Here is a 17574-nt window from a genome sequence, read left to right as displayed (position 1 = left end):
CAAAGTCGAGTATTCACGTAATTTCAATCTGGCTCTTCTCTTCTTGTTTCACTTCATCCCACATCGAATCCAACTCATCTAGAGTAAAGTCTGTCAGCTGCTTACCGCGCACTGCAACTTTAGTTTCCACACCTTTAAAGCGTCTCGAGAACTTTAAGTTGGCTTTCGCTAACGCCACTTCTGGGTCTTTTCCCAAGTGACGAGATAGGTTCACTGTGGCAAATAAAAGATCACCTAATTCGAGCTCAACTTTTTCTTCGTCAGGCGTAATTTGCAGTGCTTCTTCCAAAACCTCTTCGATTTCTTCCTGTACTTTTCCAACAACCGGACCTAATGAGTCCCAATCAAAGCCAAATTTTGCGCATTTTTTCTGAATTTTTGTCGCACGCGAAAGCGCCGGCAGCGAGTTCGGTATTGAGTCTAGAATACTTTCTTCGGCTTTGCCTGCTTGCGCTTTTTCTTTGGTTTTTTCCGCCTCCCAGTTGGCGCGAATCTCTTCATCAGATTCAAACTTTACATCCGAAAAAACATGCGGATGACGACGAGTCAGTTTTTCATTCACGGTTTCAACCACATCGGAAAACTCAAACAGCCCCTGCTCTTTCGCCATTTGGCTGTAGAAGATCACCTGAAACAGCAAATCACCCAACTCTTCTTGTAGGTTTGGCCAATCGCGGTTTTGAATCGCATCCACCACTTCGTAAGTTTCTTCAATGGTATGCGGAACTATGGTGTCGAAGGTCTGCTTTAAGTCCCAAGGACAACCGCTTTCTGGGTCACGCAGCTTCGCCATGATGTGTTCTAACTGTTCAATTGGATGACTCATGTTCTGTTCCTATAAACCTTTCTATCTAAAGAAAAAAGGTGAGCGGCCAAAACCACTCACCTTCTAGATTATTTTATTTTCTCAGCGGCTTTCACTAAGTAATTGTTACTTTGACAAGGCAACAAGTTTTCGCGACTCCTGGGCATAGCTCGCCTATGTGATGAGCCTGGGCCGGCACTCCGGAGAAAACGCAGTAAAAGTGACAAGTACGACGTGAAAATTAGCCTAAGCGCTTCACCGACATCACATCCTTGATCTGCTCAACACGTTTCGAAACGCGCGAGAACACTTCAAGACTGGTCACTTCAAGGTCAAAATCCATGATCGACATTTGTGTGCGGTAATCGACGCGACTCTTCATGCTGGTGACTTTGATTTTCTCGTTAGCAAACAGCGTGGTGATGTCTTTTAGTAGCCCACCACGTTCCATCGCTTCAACACGAACTGTCAAAATATAAGAGCCGACAAAGCCGCTACCCCAAACGGTATCAATGATACGTTCTGCCGCGTGATGACGCAGCTCCTCAAGTTGCTCACAATCACTGCGATGCACAGAAATACCACGACCTTGAGTGATGTAACCTGAGATCTCATCACCTGGGATCGGCTGACAACAGCGCGCTAGGTGCGTCATCAGGTTATCGACACCTTCAACCACAACCGCATCTTTCTTCGGACGACTTTGAGCTGGCGCACGGTTTTCTGCTTCTTGCAGTTTTTCCAGCGCTTGCTGATCTTCCTCTTCCGCAGTTGGCTTGTTCACTAACGCATTAATATGGTTGATGATCTGGTTGATCCTTAGATCGCCACTACCAATACCCACATACAGTTCATCGGCACTATTAACGTTAAAGCGTTTCAACGCATATTGGTGTGCGTCTTTTAGTGTCGCGCCAATTTTCGCCAGTTCGTGCTCTAGGATTTCACGGCCCGCTTCAAGATTTTTCTCACGACTTTGCTTACGGAACCATGCGTTGATCTTCGCGCGAGCACGGCTAGATGTCACAAAGCCCAGCGTCGGATTCAACCAGTCACGTGATGGGTTTGGCTCTTTCTGAGTGATGATTTCGACCTGATCGCCCATTTGCAGTTTATGGGTGAACGGCACGATACGCCCCGCCACTTTGGCACCGATACAGCGGTGACCCACTTCTGAATGGATGTGGTACGCGAAATCTAGCGGGGTTGCCCCCATCGGAAGGTCGACAACATCACCGCGTGGGGTAAAGGCATACACGCGGTCATCAAATACCTGACTACGTAGCTCGTCCAACATCTCGCCAGAGTCGGACATCTCTTCTTGCCAATCGAGTAGCTTACGCAGCCAGGTAATTTTCTCATCGTAACCGCTGCGGCTGCTTGCACCTTCTTTGTATTTCCAATGCGCAGCAACGCCTAGCTCCGAGTCTTCGTGCATCTCTTTAGTACGAATCTGGATCTCAATGGTCTTGCCTTCCGGACCAAGAATCACGGTATGGATAGACTGGTAGCCGTTTGGTTTCGGGTTCGCAACATAATCATCGAACTCGCTTGGTAAATGTTTGTATTTGGTGTGAACCACCCCTAGCGCGGCATAGCAGTCTTGAAGCTTGTCGGCGATGATACGTACCGCACGCACGTCAAAGAGTTCATCAAACGCCAGACTCTTCTTCTGCATTTTACGCCAGATACTGTAGATATGCTTTGGACGGCCACTGACTTCAGCGTTGATGCCACATACCGTCATTTCTTGAGTGAGATCATCAACAAAGTCTTTGATGTACTGTTCGCGAACAATACGTCGCTCAGCCAACTGTTTCGCGATTTGTTTGTAGGTTTCTGACTGTTGGTAGCGAAAGGCGTAATCTTCGATTTCCCATTTCAACTGACCAATGCCAAGACGGTTTGCTAGCGGTGCATAGATATTTGCGCACTCTTTTGCCGCGGCATGACGAACTTCGTCCGGTGCTTTTTTTACTTCAATCAGGTTGCTGATACGTTCTGCCAGCTTGATGACTACGCAGCGGAAATCATCCACCATCGCCAACAGCATACGACGAACGTTGTCTACTTGGGACGAAGAGGTTCCACCATCCATAGCGACATTTAGCTGGCCGATTGCCGCCATTTCATCGACACCATCGATCAGCTTAATGATTTCCTTGCTGTACTTTTCTTCAAGAAGTTCTCTATCAAAAGCACCACTAGAGACCAGAGGGAACAGTTGTGCAGCAACGAGCGTCGATTGATCCATCGACAAGGTGATCAAGATTTCGATCATCTCTCGCCCACGCCACAACAGAAGATCCGCTTGTTCGTTATCCACCAAAACCGATTGGCAGTCACGATACACTTCAGTTAAGCGTTTCGCTGTATTGTTTTCTTGACCTAGGCTCGCCACCCAATTATCAAGTTCAAACTGTTCATCTTGGTTTAAATGCGCGCTTCTTACCGCAACCATCTCATCATCCTAACTATTATGCTTGTGTGGTTTGACTAACACTATCCAGGTTAGTTCTTATGCCAAGTCGTAAACCTTGGCTTATTGACCACCTTCGAAGAGTCAGTGATCAACAAAGTCCCCATGATTAGGACTTTTCAAACAGTGCCATCGACTCTAGATGGCTGGTATGAGGGAACATGTCCAACATACCTAATTTGGTTAATTGGTAGCCCTGCCCCAGCAAGCTCTGACTATCCCTTGCAAGGGTAGCAGGATTACATGAAACATAAACTACACGCTGTGCGCCAAGCACCGAAACTTGATCTATGATCCCACTCGCGCCCGCACGTGCCGGATCAAGCAGCACTTTATCGAATTGTTCAGCCGCCCAAACTTGCCCTTCAAAATCCTGCTCAAGGTTAGCGTGATAAAATTGCGCGTTATTGATTTGGTTCAAAGATGCATTATTTGCCGCCTTTTCCACCATTTCCGCGACGCCTTCTACACCAACCACGTGTTTGGCATGTTTTGCAATTGGCAAGCTGAAGTTCCCCAAACCGCAGAACAAATCTAACACTCGCTCGTCACTTTTCGGGTCTAACCAGTCGACGGCTTGTGCCACCATTTTTTGGTTCACCGCTTGGTTAACTTGAATAAAGTTATTTGGCGTAAATGGAACTGTGACTCCAACCTCTTGATAGAAAGGCACGTCGCCTTCAATTAAATTAAGTTGGTCCGTTTCTGGCATTAAGTAGAGCGAGGCATGATGACGCCTTGCCAGCGCCACCAGCGTGTTGGTTTCTTCGTCTGCCAATTTACTTAAGTGGCGTAATGTTATACACGGACCACTATCGCCCAGAACCAGTTCAACGTGACCCAGTTGCTCTGACTTCTTAAACGCTTTTAACGTCGAGTAGATTTCTGGAAGTAGCACATTCAATTCAGGCGCTAACACCGGGCAGTCCGTAACTTGGGCGATTTGCTTACTCTGCTTTTTACGGAAGCCAAAGTGCAGCTTTCGGGTCTTTTTATCCACCAATAAGCTCACACGAGCACGGCGACGGTAGCTAAGGGAATCCCCTAATACAGGCGCATCCAATTCAATATCACTGCCGGCAAATTTTCTCATTAATTGACGAAGCGTTTGCTGTTTGTGCGTCAATTGTTGGTCATACTTTAAATGCTGAAGGTCACACCCACCACACTCATGGTAGTGCGGACAAAATGGATCCACGCGAGCTTCACTCGGTTTAAGGATTTTAATTAACTTACCGCGAGCGAATTTGCTTTTCTCTTCCACCAATTGAGTGACCACTTCCTCACCCGGTAGTGCGCCATCGATAAACAATGGTTTCTTATTGAGGTAAGCAATGCCTGCGCCATGGTGATCCAAACGCTCTACTTTTACCGCTTGGTGACGAGTATTCAGTTGCGTTTTCTTTTTAGGTTGAAAGATACGTGCCATGCTCTGTGCCTGATTTGTGTCTAATTGCTCTACGGCTTCACTATTCTTACTTGCAGCCGTTGTGTGATTCGAGTGACTTGATTATGCTTACGGTTTATCCGGTAACGTCACTTTTGCTCAAGGTTTTATCGTACACTTGAGAAATAATGCGTTATTTTCCCATATCCAGACTCCGATGTAATTAGATAACATGACCAGATATGGCTTACGAGCACGTGTAATTACACTGACTCTCGCTCCCACTCTCATTATTGGTTTATTACTGAGCGGCTTTTTCTCATTTAACCGCTATCAAGACCTTGAGAAACAAGTTATCACCACAGGTAATAGCATTATCGAACCGCTTGCGATCGCCAGTGAAACGCACCTGCTTGCAGAAAGTCGTGAAGCCGTTCGTCGTCTTATTAGTTACGCTCACCGCAAGAACTCAAAACTGGTTCGCAGTATCGCGGTGTTCGATGAAAATCATGAGCTTTTCGTCACTTCAAACTTCCACCCCAATTTTGCTGCGCTGATGTTTCCGAAGGACAAACCAATCCCTCAGTTAGGGGATTCGGAGATCTTCGATAACTCACTTATTCTCCGGGTGCCCATTTTATCTGAAGGCCACTACCTCTCGGAACTCTCAAATGAGAACCAAGGGACAAAAGCCATTGGTTACATCGCAGTGGAAATGGATCTCTCGTCACTGCGCTTACAACAATACCAAGAAGTCTTCTCCGCATTCTTGGTTTTGATCCTCGGTCTTGGCCTTGCGAGTGTGTTCGCCTCTCGCCTCATGCATGATGTTACCCAACCGATCACCCACATGAAAAATGTGGTGGACCGCATTCGTCGTGGTCACCTTGATGTACGTATCGAGGGCAACATGCACGGCGAGTTGGACCAACTGAAAAACGGCATCAACGCCATGGCAGTCTCACTGTCGGAATACCACGTTGAGATGCAGCACAGTATAGACCAAGCGACATCTGATTTACGTGAGACCCTTGAACAGTTAGAGATCCAAAACGTAGAGTTAGATATCGCGAAGAAACGTGCGCAAGAAGCAGCACGAGTAAAATCCGAATTCTTGGCGAACATGTCTCACGAACTTCGTACCCCACTAAATGGCGTGATTGGCTTTACCCGTCAGATGCTGAAAACTCAGATGTCGAACAGCCAAATGGATTACTTGCAGACAATCGAAAAATCCGCCAACAACCTACTCAACATCATCAACGATATTCTCGATTTCTCGAAACTGGAAGCGGGTAAGTTAGCACTGGAAAATATTCCGTTTGAGTTCCGTGAGAGCTTGGAAGAAGTCATCAACTTACAAGCCACAAGTGCGCACGAGAAAAGCTTGGAAATCACCTTAAAAATCGATCCTAAGATCCCACAAGGCCTGGTGGGTGATCCACTGCGTATCCAACAAATTCTCACCAACTTGGTCGGCAACTCCATCAAATTTACTGAGCGCGGAAACATCGATATTAGCGTTGAGATGCGCTCACAATCTGGTGATTCGGTCGAACTGCAATTCATGGTGCGCGATACGGGTATTGGTATTTCAGAGCGCCAGCAAGCTCAGCTATTCCAAGCTTTTAGCCAGGCGGATGCCAGTATTTCACGCCGCTACGGCGGCACAGGTCTTGGCCTAGTCATCACTCAGAAACTCGTGAGTCAGATGGGCGGTGAAATCAGCCTAACCAGTCGTTTGCACCAAGGCTCAACTTTCTGGTTTACGCTACGTTTGCACTCAACCGAAATACCAATGAGTGATCTTATTGAAGTCGAACTGCTGACTGGTAAGCAACTACTGTTAGTGGAGCCAAATATGCAAGCCGCGTCGGTGACTCAGCAGCTTTTAAGCCAAGAGGGCATTCTGGTGACATACCGCTCTTCCTTACCAGAAAGTGACGAAAACTACGATTATGTCTTGTTGAACTTAGCTGCCAACCAAACCTACGACGAGCAGTCGGTAGCAGTATGGATTGAGCAAGCGAAGCGTATGGCACCGAGCGTTATCATGGGCACACCAAGCACGGAGTTGGCACTGGCCGATAAAGTGATGAACGCTCATCAAATCCAATGTCTGACCAAGCCTTTATCACGCCGCAAACTTCTACAAAGCCTAATCACTGACCATATCGAAACACCTCAAGCCATGATTGCGGCAATAGAACCTGCGGTAAATGAGCGACTATCACTGACGGTTCTCGCAGTCGACGATAACCCTGCCAACTTGAAACTGATCTCCGCGCTGTTGAAAGAGCGTGTAGAGACGGTTACCGCATGCAGTAACGGCCAGCAAGCGGTAAATCTCGCGACCGAAAACAAATACGACCTGATTTTAATGGACATTCAAATGCCATTAATGGATGGCGTGACCGCTTGTCAGCATATTAAAGAGTCTGAACTGAACAAAGATACCCCTGTCATTGCGGTTACGGCGCATGCAATGGCAGGCGAACGAGACCGATTACTCGCAGCGGGTATGGATGATTATCTGACTAAACCAATTGAAGAACATGTGTTGCAGCAGGTTTTGGTTCACTGGAACCCAAATACTTGCACTGAGAGTGTCGACAAGATTGCACCGTCTTATGTCGAACCTATTTTGGCAACAGCACAATCACCAGACAAGCCACAACAAGATATCATCATCGATTGGCAAGCAGCATTGAAACAGAGCGCAAATAAAGAAGATTTAGCCAAAGACATGCTGCGCATGCTGGTTGATTTTATTCCTGAGGTGGAAAGCGTGCTTGATAAAGCATTAGAACAACAAGACGTCTCGCGAGATGACATTATCCATGTGATCCACAAACTTCACGGCAGCAGCTCTTATTGCGGTGTCCCAAGATTGAAGTCTCTGTGTGCCACATTGGAGCAAGCGCTGCGCTCAGGCGCTAACATTGAAGACATCGAACCAGAAATGTTCGAACTCCAGGATGAGATGATGAAAGTCGCCACCACCGCTAAGCTATACCTTGAACAATAAAGAATAATTTAGAAAACCAACGCAAAAAAAACCAGAGCATCCACTCTGGTTTTTTCGTATCTGTTGACTGGCCCGTCCTACGTAAGTTGACACTTCTCAATCAGGATTCAAGGATCACGGTTGCAACCGCGTAATGCCGCTCGTCAGAAATCGACAAATGAATATGATTGACGCCCATCGACTGTGCAATTTGCTTTGCAACGCCCGATAGGGTCAATACCGGTTTACCAAACTCATTATTCGAAACGGTAAAGTCATGAAAGGTCACGCCTTGCGCAATACCCGTTCCTAGCGCTTTTGATGCTGCTTCTTTTACCGCAAAACGCTTCGCAAGATAACGTCCCTTTTGTTTAAGTTCGGTAAACCTTGTCATTTCATCTCCCGATAAAATGCGCTTTGCAAATGGTTCACCCGTTCGGCTGAGTGCTTTTTCAATGCGCTCAATCTCTGCGATGTCTGTGCCTAACCCTAAAATTGCCATGCAGTAAGTCTAATTATTTGCGAGCCGCTACCATGATGGCTTTCATATCTGCCACGGATTTTTCTAAACCATCGAATACCGCACGACCAATGATCGAGTGACCAATGTTTAGCTCGTAGATTTCAGGCAAAGCCGCGATTGGTGCAACATTGTGGTAAGTCAGACCGTGACCTGCGTTGACAATAATGCCTAAATCGTCCGCGTAGCTTGCGCCGGCTGCGATCTTCTTCAGTTCGTCTTGCTGGTCTTCTTCTGTTGTCGCGTCTGCATAATGACCTGTGTGCAGCTCGACATATGGTGCGCCGCAGGCTTTGGCGGCATCGATCTGTTGGCGGTCAGCATCAATAAACAGAGAAACCTTGATCCCCGCCTCTGTCAGTTTATGTGTCGCTGCTTTCACTTTCTCAAGTTGGCCAGCGACATCCAAGCCACCTTCAGTTGTTAATTCTTCACGTTTCTCTGGAACCAAACACACGAACTCCGGCTGAGTTTTGAGCGCAATCTCAACCATCTCATCCGTTACTGCCATCTCCAGGTTCATGCGAGTCTGAATGGTCTCACGTAGGATGCGCACATCACGATCTAGAATATGGCGACGATCTTCACGTAGGTGGATGGTAATACCGTCTGCACCAGCACGCTCTGCGATTTCTGCTGCGTGTACCGGATCTGGGTATTTGGTCCCACGTGCATTACGTAGGGTGGCAATATGGTCAATATTAACGCCTAAGTAGATTGAGCTCATTTTCCGTTACTCCGTGCTCGATATGTCTGAATGAATAATTCGCGACTTTTTAAAGGTTTGCCGCCAAGATACGGCTTTAATGCCACACGTGTAAAGCGTTTCGCCGCTTTTAATTGCTCTTTAGTGACGAATCGCCGTTCACTAATTGCGATCAGCTCGTTACCTAAAAATGTCAGGTTATCGCGCCTTACCGAAGCGATGAATCCTTTTTGTTCACGGTAACGGTAAGTCATCTCTGGATCGACTGGCTCGCCCGTCCCCGCGCAATGTAAAAAGTCCACGCCATAGCCCAAAGAGGACAACAGGGCTAATTCAAAACGACGCAATGCTGGCTCAGGATTATCATTCTGAGCCAATTCCGTTAGCGCATGCAGGTAATCATGAAACAGTGCTGGCATTGGCACTTCGGCCATCAATACCCGCCCGACTAATTCATTTACGTACATCGCGGAATAAAGGTTTATACCAAACAAAGGCAAGCCAAGACTGATGGCTTCCGCCTGACGTAAGGTTTTCATCGAACTTTTGCCCGACCATTTCAACAATAGTGGCGTAAAAGGCTGCAAGGCCCCTTTCAGATTGGAGCGTTTACTGCGTGCGCCTTTTGCCATCAATGTGACACGGCCATACTCCTCACTGAAGACATCAAGGATTAAGCTCGATTCACTGTAAGGGCGTCGGTGCAATACAAAGCAGCGCTGGAAGCCTTCTGAAGACTGGTTGCTCATTTCAATCAGTGTGCCTAAGTCGGTAATAAAAAATAAGGAGCCAAACGGCTCCTTATTTTAATCGATATTGCGTGTTAATCGATGTTGGAGCGAAGCATCTTCGCAGCCAGCTTAAAGGTCGTCGATATAACCCAGTGAGCGCAGAGCACGTTCGTCGTCTGCCCAACCAGATTTCACCTTTACCCAAGTCTCTAGGTAAACCTTACGACCGAATAACTCTTCCATATCCAGACGTGCTTCACGCCCAATCGTTTTGATCTTCTCGCCGCCTTTACCAATCACCATTTTCTTCTGGCCATGACGTTCAACAAGAATTAAGGCGTTGATATGAAAACCGTCCGTATCTGGATTGTAATCAAATCGCTCAATCTCAACCGTGACAGAATATGGCAGTTCCTCACCCGTGAAACGCATGAGTTTCTCGCGCACGATTTCTGATGCCATGAAACGCTGAGAGCGATCCGTTACGTATTCTTCTGGGAAGTGATGCGTCGCTTCCGGTAGATGATCGCGAACGTGCTTACGCAGAACTTCGATGTTCTTACCGTGTTTTGCAGAGATAGGCACAACATCGACGAAGTCCATTCTTTTCGACATCTCCATCATATGCTGCATCACTTCGTTGCGATCTTGCACGTTGTCGACTTTGTTGACACAAAGCACAACTGGGAAATTCGACTTCTGCAGCTTAGTCAGCACCATCTCATCATCGTTCGTCCAGTGCGTACCATCAACCAAGAAGAACACGAGATTCACATCACTCAATGATGAGTTTGCCGCGCGGTTCATCAAGCGGTTGATGGCACGTTTTTCCTCAATGTGAAGTCCTGGCGTATCAACATAGATAGCTTGATAATCCCCATCCGTATCGACACCCATGATGCGGTGACGAGTGGTTTGCGGTTTGCGAGACGTAATAGAAATCTTCTGACCTAAAATCTTATTCAGAAGTGTCGATTTACCCACGTTTGGACGACCAACAATCGCAATAAAGCCACAATGCTGGTTTTCTGGTGAACTTACTTCACCGTTTGATGCGAAAAATGCATCGATATCGAATTCTTTATCTGCCATTTGTTAATTGCTCAAGTGCCGTTTCAGCAGCCGCTTGTTCTGCCTTGCGGCGGCTGGTACCTTTACCTATGACAGGCTTATCCACACCTGCTACGTCACACTCAACCGTAAACTCTTGGTTGTGTGCTTCACCTTTAATATTAGTCACTGTGTAGACAGGCAGCGGTTTTCTTCTACCTTGCAGGAACTCTTGTAGGCGAGTTTTTGGATCTTTTTGTGATACGCCAGGCTTTATTGCTTCAAGACGTGAGTGATACCAGCTCAGAACAATACCGCGCACGGCTTCAATATCACTATCAAGGTAAATCGCGCCAATAATGGCTTCTACCGCATCGGCTAGAATAGAGTCTCGGCGGAATCCGCCACTCTTCAATTCACCTGGACCTAATTTTAAATAATCTCCTAGATCGAACTCACGACCTAATTCCGCCAATGTGTGCCCACGTACCAAAGTGGCACGCATACGGCTCATGTCACCTTCGTTCACTTTCGGAAAACGATGGTATAGCTCATCAGCGATGACAAAACTTAAAATTGAATCGCCCAGAAACTCAAGACGTTCATTATGCTTACTATTGGCGCTACGGTGAGTCAGTGCCAAGTTGATAAGCCCAGCATCCTTAAATTGGTAGCCGAGCTTTCTCTCTAGTTTCTCAATTGGAGAATTCATACTCTCTCATTAAATTTGTGTTCATTCTCAAACAGTGGAAGTGGTAGCCCGCTACCACTTCCATACGAAGAGAATTTAGTTAATACCACCAATGCGGTTAAAACGCACACCAGTTGGAATCCATGAAGGTAGAATGCTATCTGCGCTACGATCAAATTCGAAACTGATCCAAATCGCGACAGCTTTACCGACTAAGTTTGCTTCTGGAACAAAGCCCCAGTAACGGCTGTCTGCACTGTTGTCACGGTTATCACCCATAACAAAGTACTGACCTTGTGGGACAACCCACTCATTAACACCCGGACGTGGCTGGTAATTCTGTACGCGGTCACGAGCCAATGGGTTAATCAAAATGTGGTGCTCAACGTCACCCAGTTGTTCATTGGCCTCAATCTGAGGAATACCGTTTTGAGAGAACGGACTCTCTTTGGCATTGCTTAACTCAACTGGTTTACAAGTTGATTCACCTTTTGATTGGATACAAACCTGCTTATCCGCAGAGTAGCGAACGGTATCACCTGGTAAACCAACCACACGCTTAATGTAATCGATGCTTGGGTGTGGTGGATACTTGAATACCACGATGTCACCACGTTCAGGCTTGCCTGTTTCAACTAGCTGCGTGCGCCATACCGGATCTTTTAATCCGTACGCATATTTTTCCACTAAGATGAAATCCCCAACTAATAGGGTTGGCATCATTGAACCGGAAGGGATTTGGAATGGTTCATAGATAAAAGAGCGTAATACCAGTACGAATGCAATCACTGGGAAGATAGACACACTGTTCTCTACCCACCACGGTTGGCTTTCTACTTTTTGTAGCGTCACTGCATCCAGACCATTTTCTGTTTGCGCTTGAATCTCTGCTACCTTCGCTTGACGTTTTTTCGCAAACACTAGCTTTTCTAATAACCAAACGATGCCCGTTACCAAAGTGATGATAACTAGGATCTGTGAGAACATATTCGCCATTAAATTCCCTTATCTAAAAATACGAAAGTGAAAGAGCCGAAACCCTTTCACTTATTTCACTACCTAACGTCTTATGACAAACAAGAGTACGAGATAGTTCAACTCTAGTCTTTACCAACATGAAGAATTGCGAGGAACGCTTCTTGAGGCAGCTCTACGTTGCCGATCTGCTTCATGCGTTTCTTACCTTCTTTCTGTTTCTTCAGAAGCTTCTTCTTACGGCTCACGTCACCACCGTAACATTTTGCGATTACGTTCTTACGCAGCTGTTTTACTGTAGATCGCGCGATGATGTGGTTACCGATGGCCGCTTGGATCGCAATGTCGAACATCTGGCGAGGGATGAATTCTTTCATCTTCTCAACAAGCTGACGACCACGAGTCTGAGAGTGATCTTTGTGCGTAATCAGTGCTAGCGCATCCACTTTGTCACCATTGAGCAGTACGTCTACACGTACCATGTTCGACGCTTCAAAGCGTTGGAAGTTGTAATCTAGAGACGCGTAACCACGTGAAGTCGACTTCAAACGATCGAAGAAATCCAGAACCACTTCCGCCATTGGGATGTCGTAAGTGATGGCAACTTGATTACCATGGTAAACCATGTCCACTTGGACACCACGCTTCTCAACACACAGGGTGATGACATTACCTAGGTAATCCGATGGTACTAAGATGTTACAACGTGCAATAGGCTCACGGATCTCTTCAATATCGTTAATCGCTGGCAATTTTGCTGGGCTATCAACGTAAATCATCTCACCGTTAGTTTGCTCGACTTCGTAAACTACTGTTGGCGCTGTTGTAATCAGATCGAGGTCGTATTCACGCTCTAAACGCTCTTGGATGATTTCCATGTGCAGCATGCCTAGGAAACCACAACGGAAACCAAAGCCTAGAGCGGCTGAGTTTTCTGGCTCATAGAATAGCGATGCATCGTTCAGGCTCAGTTTGCCTAGTGCGTCACGAAAGTTTTCGTAATCGTCAGACGAGACAGGGAACAGGCCCGCGTATACCTGAGGTTTTACTTTTTTAAAGCCAGGTAAAGGCTCTTCACTACCGTTTTTCGCCAGTGTTAGCGTATCACCTACTGGTGCGCCTAGGATATCTTTGATACCACAAACCACCCAACCTACTTCGCCAGTACGCAGGACATCGGTATCCAATTGCTTAGGTGTGAAGATACCCAGACGGTCAACACCCCAAGTTTGGCCTGTGCTCATTACTTTGATCTTGTCATTTTTCTTCAGTGAGCCGTTTTTAATACGGACCAAAGAAACAACACCAAGATAGTTATCGAACCATGAGTCAATGATCAGCGCTTGAAGTGGCGCATCAGGATCACCCTCTGGAGCAGGAATGGCTGCGACGATATTCTCTAAAACGTCATCTACACCGATACCTGTCTTCGCAGAACAGCGAGTCGCTTCCATCGCATCAATGCCAACGATTTCTTCGATTTCTTCAGCTACACGCTCAGGATCGGCTGCAGGTAGGTCAATCTTGTTTAAGATTGGCACAACCTCAAGATCCATTTCGATTGCAGTGTAACAATTAGCTAGCGTCTGAGCTTCTACACCCTGACCTGCATCAACCACCAATAACGCGCCTTCACAAGCGGCTAAAGAGCGGGATACTTCGTACGCAAAGTCAACGTGTCCCGGAGTATCGATGAAGTTCAGCTGATACGTTTCACCGTCTTTGGCGGTGTAGTTCAGCGTCACACTCTGAGATTTGATGGTGATTCCACGCTCACGTTCAAGATCCATTGAATCCAGAACCTGTGCGGCCATTTCACGATCACTTAACCCACCACAAACGTGAATTAAACGGTCAGATAGGGTCGACTTACCATGGTCGATGTGGGCGATAATCGAAAAGTTGCGAATGTGCTTCATAGATTTAGGGTGACTAACTCTTTACAAATAGGGACGGTAAGAAAGCCATCAGCTGACGGCATTTCAATCAAGTTGGCAGATTCTACCCAATTTCGTTAACGGGCGCACCTTATTTAAAGTTTAGAACTTATTGAATAGGTTCACCAAGAACTCGAATCAGGGTGACTTGGCGTTTTGATTCATCTTCTAGCGGGCGCGACACGCGTTTTGCCAGCCACATGCCACCAGCGGCAAACAACACAGAGGATAGGATAGTCATGCCCTCACCACTTGCAGTTAAGGGAGTAAGCAGGACATTGCCAATCACGGCACCGAGAATCAAACCAAACAGAGGAAGAAGGTAGACCGCCATCGCGGATTTGATCAGACTAGACTCAGGAAAGCCGATTTCTACCACCTGACCAACTTTGACGGATTTTTTTGTGCGCAAATGCCAAGCGAGTGTTTTGTTACCTATGGCCTTGGTAACCACACCAGTACCACAGCTTTTTTGCGAAGAACAGCTGCTGCAACTGGTTTGTTGCTCGCAGCTTAAATCGATATCATAATCTTGACCGTAACGATGCACGCCTGTCACGGTCGCCAATGCGGTCATCATTGCGCTTTACTCTTTGCTGCATCAAATGTTACAGATTGAGCTATTCGTTGCGCCGTTGCTGGAGGAATATCACCCACAACAGAAATTTCATAGTTACCGCTGACAAAACTGTGTAATGTACGTCGCCCTTGGCGAACCAGTTGGCCTTTCAACGAGTGCTGATCTTTGTTCGCAACATACACAGAGAAACTGAATAGCCCATCAGAGTAAAGCTGGCTTTCTACCATTTGATCGGTCACCGCCATGCGATAGCGATTCAGTTCATTTGCTTGAAACCCTTTCGGTGTCCAACCTACATGCCAGTTGCTCGCTCCGATGTCACCTTTTGGCATTGTCAGAACCGCTGGCAGTTGAACTTCTTCTAGACCACTCATCAACTCCGCAATCTTAGGCGTGACTGAATAAGAAATAGTACGATACTGCTCAAGCATTTCACCATCGCGGTCGACGAGATCAGCACGCAGCGGAAGATGACTCTTCTCATCAATCCATAATACGTATGAGTAACGCAGTCCGTCTTTTGGCACGATCCGCAGTACTTGCGTTGGTACGCCCGCTTCACGAGCACGCCCCACTTTTACGTAGTCATAGTAAAGGTTTAATTCGTCAATATTAGCACTCAGCATCGGCATGATCGGAGCGACCATCTTTCCCGATTCGATCGTAAATGGTTCTGTGCCCGTTTCTATATAGCTGACTTCAGTACCACGACGTATCACTTCACGTACGGGACCACTCAGGTACACAAGGTGTGCATACTGGTCTTTGACGTGAGTCGCATGACGATAGAGCAAAGGTTCAATGCTGTTCTTTTTGATGAGGATGTAAGAAAGCTCGTAGCTTAAATTGTTGCTCGCCTCGCTCATTTGATGCAATAAAGCCTCCGCCGGCTTATCACCAGCAAAGGCTTGCGAAGCCATCAGACTGAGCAGAGCGCCAGCGCTGATCAAGAACTTTTTCATTCAATATCCGGAGTCAGAGTTACGTCTTGCTGCGATGCTTCACTGTTGGTTCTTAGCTGCAGTTCATAATCACGTAGCAAAGCGTGCACGCGCTTACGTTGTTCTTGCATATTTGCTTCACCAAATGAACGTTCTACCGATTCACGTGTCAAGCTTACTGGCTCAGCACTGCCCGCGAATGGTACCGTCTGGAGAACAGGAAGTTGCTCTGATTGTGGCGACATTGGATCGCTACCGCCATACTGTTGTACGCCAAGTATCACAACCAGTGACACACACGCCGCAACGGCGACTTGACCAAACTGAGTCAACCATGCTGGCAACTGGCGTTTCGCTTTTTGTGGCTCTGGTTGCGACTCTGTCAGTGCGTCATTAATTGAAATAACGTTAACATTGCGAGAGTCAATAGAGCGATGCGCAGGCTCGTCCTCTAACGCTAACGCCACGCTTTCAGCAATATTCCACTCAGGTTTTGCTGGCGCTTCGCCTCGCATGACATCACCAATAAGGTGGTAGTTATGCCAAGCTTCACGGCTCTCTTGATCTTGCTCTAATTCTTGAATTAAAGCCTTATCGACCAATTCTCCATCCATGAGAGCTGAAAGTTTTTCTTTGTCAGCCATTATTTTCACCATAGTTATCACTTGTACTAGCGCTACAAAAGAGGTTTGATTTTCTTTTCTACCGCCTCACGAGCACGGAAGATACGTGATCGTACCGTTCCCACCGGGCAATCCATTACTTCAGCAATTTCCTCATAGCTCAAGCCATCAAGCTCACGCAGAGTCATTGCGGTTTTTAAGTCTTCAGGTAAAGCTTCGATTGCATTGAACACTACCCGTTGCAATTCTTTGGACAACGTTAAGTTCTCAGGGTTCGAAATTTCTTTAAGTGCATTACCTGTTTCGTAAAATTCAGCTTCTTCAGCATCTACGTCTGTTGCTGGCGGCCTTCGACCTTGGGCAACGATGTGATTTTTCGCAGTATTCACTGCAATGCGATACAGCCACGTATAGAAAGCACTCTCCCCACGAAAACTCGGGATAGCTCGGTAAGCCTTGATAAACGCTTCTTGTGCTACATCTGGAACATCGCCAGGATTACTTACGTATCTGGAAATAAGGTTACATACCTTGTTCTGGTACTTTGTCACCAGCAGGTTGAATGCTTGCTTATCGCCATTCTGAACTCGCTCAATCAATACTTGATCGGTCAGCTGCTCGTTCATTCGAGCGGATACTCCTATTTGTTATGCCCCTACTCTTCTCTGGCACGGGTACTAGTTATGCAAAACGTAGTATTGACACCACTGCTTACTTGAGCACTTTTGAGACTCCGACGTGAATAAGAAAGTTCCATGATTTCTCAAAATTTTGTCGGTGTTTTTCCACAATGTGATGTTACTAGCTACTCATCCAACTTACGTCTCGTCTCGACAAGCGAGCATACTGATAGGGAAATGGGTATAATGGATGATCTCTGTCCCAGATTGTGCTGGGTTGAGCATAGAAAAGCAATGGCATTGACAAACTATTACTTGTCATTTGCTTGGCTAATGACTGTCGAACATCGCGCTGCAAACGAAAATTAGGAAGCATCCGCATGCCCAAGGTATGACGAAATAAGAGTGGCCGAAGTCACCAAAACAGCGCCGATTTCGATACGTTTCCCAACTTAGCCCTCAGCGATAGATGTCGCGTTGATGAAATGCACATGGTGTGCGAATTAAACACAAGGTAGCCTT

15 protein-coding genes are annotated in these 17574 nt (G+C 46.7%); 1 reads left to right on the top strand and 14 read right to left on the bottom strand.

Annotated features, from left to right (window positions below; genetic code table 11):
• Window positions 1–13 precede the first annotated feature (13 nt).
• The 3 genes from mazG to rlmD all read right to left on the bottom strand — a co-directional run bounded on the left by mazG (window position 14) and on the right by rlmD (window position 4713).
• Complete coding sequence (mazG, locus tag AND4_RS13885) at window positions 14–826, bottom strand: nucleoside triphosphate pyrophosphohydrolase (protein WP_009843613.1); 813 nt, start codon at window positions 824–826, stop codon at window positions 14–16.
• A 220-nt stretch (window positions 827–1046) separates the two neighbouring features.
• Window positions 1047–3266 (bottom strand): GTP diphosphokinase, encoded by a 2220-nt coding sequence (gene relA / locus AND4_RS13880; RefSeq protein WP_009843612.1) that lies wholly within the window; start codon window positions 3264–3266, stop codon window positions 1047–1049.
• Between the two features lie 127 nt (window positions 3267–3393).
• Window positions 3394–4713: a 23S rRNA (uracil(1939)-C(5))-methyltransferase RlmD gene (gene rlmD / locus AND4_RS13875; protein WP_009843611.1), complete on the bottom strand. Its 1320-nt coding sequence runs from the start codon at window positions 4711–4713 to the stop codon at window positions 3394–3396.
• A 190-nt stretch (window positions 4714–4903) separates the two neighbouring features.
• On the opposite strand from rlmD, the gene barA reads away from it, so the two are divergent.
• Window positions 4904–7699 (top strand): two-component sensor histidine kinase BarA, encoded by a 2796-nt coding sequence (gene barA / locus AND4_RS13870; protein ID WP_009843610.1) that lies wholly within the window; start codon window positions 4904–4906, stop codon window positions 7697–7699.
• Window positions 7700–7799: 100 nt separating this feature from the next.
• Here the strand turns inward: barA and acpS are convergent, their stop codons facing one another.
• From acpS to rpoE, 11 genes are all read right to left on the bottom strand, one after another.
• The gene (gene acpS / locus AND4_RS13865) at window positions 7800–8180 is read right to left on the bottom strand and encodes a holo-ACP synthase (RefSeq protein WP_009843609.1); all 381 of its coding nucleotides are present in this window, start codon (window positions 8178–8180) and stop codon (window positions 7800–7802) included.
• A gap of 13 nt (window positions 8181–8193) precedes the next feature.
• On the bottom strand, window positions 8194–8925 hold the full coding sequence (pdxJ, locus tag AND4_RS13860) for a pyridoxine 5'-phosphate synthase (protein WP_009843608.1): 732 nt from the start codon (window positions 8923–8925) through the stop codon (window positions 8194–8196).
• Entirely contained in the window at window positions 8922–9653 is a 732-nt protein-coding gene (gene recO, locus AND4_RS13855) for a DNA repair protein RecO (protein WP_009843607.1), read from the bottom strand. Before recO ends, pdxJ begins: the two co-directional genes overlap by 4 nt.
• A 111-nt stretch (window positions 9654–9764) precedes the next feature.
• Window positions 9765–10727, bottom strand: a complete 963-nt coding sequence (gene era / locus AND4_RS13850) for a GTPase Era (RefSeq protein WP_009843606.1) — start codon at window positions 10725–10727, stop codon at window positions 9765–9767.
• Window positions 10717–11397 carry a ribonuclease III gene (gene rnc / locus AND4_RS13845; protein ID WP_009843605.1) on the bottom strand — a complete coding sequence of 227 codons (681 nt, stop codon included), beginning with the start codon at window positions 11395–11397 and terminating at the stop codon, window positions 10717–10719. Before rnc ends, era begins: the two co-directional genes overlap by 11 nt.
• 75 nt (window positions 11398–11472) lie before the next feature.
• Entirely contained in the window at window positions 11473–12372 is a 900-nt protein-coding gene (gene lepB / locus AND4_RS13840) for a signal peptidase I (RefSeq protein ID WP_009843604.1), read from the bottom strand.
• A 104-nt stretch (window positions 12373–12476) separates the two neighbouring features.
• A complete protein-coding gene (gene lepA, locus AND4_RS13835; protein ID WP_009843603.1) occupies window positions 12477–14270 on the bottom strand; it encodes a translation elongation factor 4 in 1794 nt (597 codons plus the stop codon).
• A gap of 127 nt (window positions 14271–14397) precedes the next feature.
• Window positions 14398–14868, bottom strand: coding sequence for a SoxR reducing system RseC family protein (locus tag AND4_RS13830; RefSeq protein WP_009843602.1), 471 nt, complete (start codon window positions 14866–14868; stop codon window positions 14398–14400).
• The gene (rseB, locus tag AND4_RS13825; RefSeq protein WP_009843601.1) at window positions 14865–15830 is read right to left on the bottom strand and encodes a sigma-E factor regulatory protein RseB; all 966 of its coding nucleotides are present in this window, start codon (window positions 15828–15830) and stop codon (window positions 14865–14867) included. The genes AND4_RS13830 and rseB overlap by 4 nt, the downstream gene beginning before the upstream one ends.
• Window positions 15827–16453, bottom strand: a complete 627-nt coding sequence (locus tag AND4_RS13820; RefSeq protein WP_009843600.1) for a sigma-E factor negative regulatory protein — start codon at window positions 16451–16453, stop codon at window positions 15827–15829. Before AND4_RS13820 ends, rseB begins: the two co-directional genes overlap by 4 nt.
• Window positions 16454–16485: 32 nt before the next feature.
• Window positions 16486–17058, bottom strand: a complete 573-nt coding sequence (rpoE, locus tag AND4_RS13815; RefSeq protein WP_009843599.1) for an RNA polymerase sigma factor RpoE — start codon at window positions 17056–17058, stop codon at window positions 16486–16488.
• Between the last annotated feature and the right edge of the window lie 516 nt (window positions 17059–17574).

Source organism: Vibrio sp. AND4, from assembly GCF_000171815.1.
Lineage (GTDB): Bacteria > Pseudomonadota > Gammaproteobacteria > Enterobacterales > Vibrionaceae > Vibrio.
The sequence above is the reverse complement of the archived record's forward strand: the minus strand, read 5'-3'. Positions and strand labels throughout refer to the sequence as shown.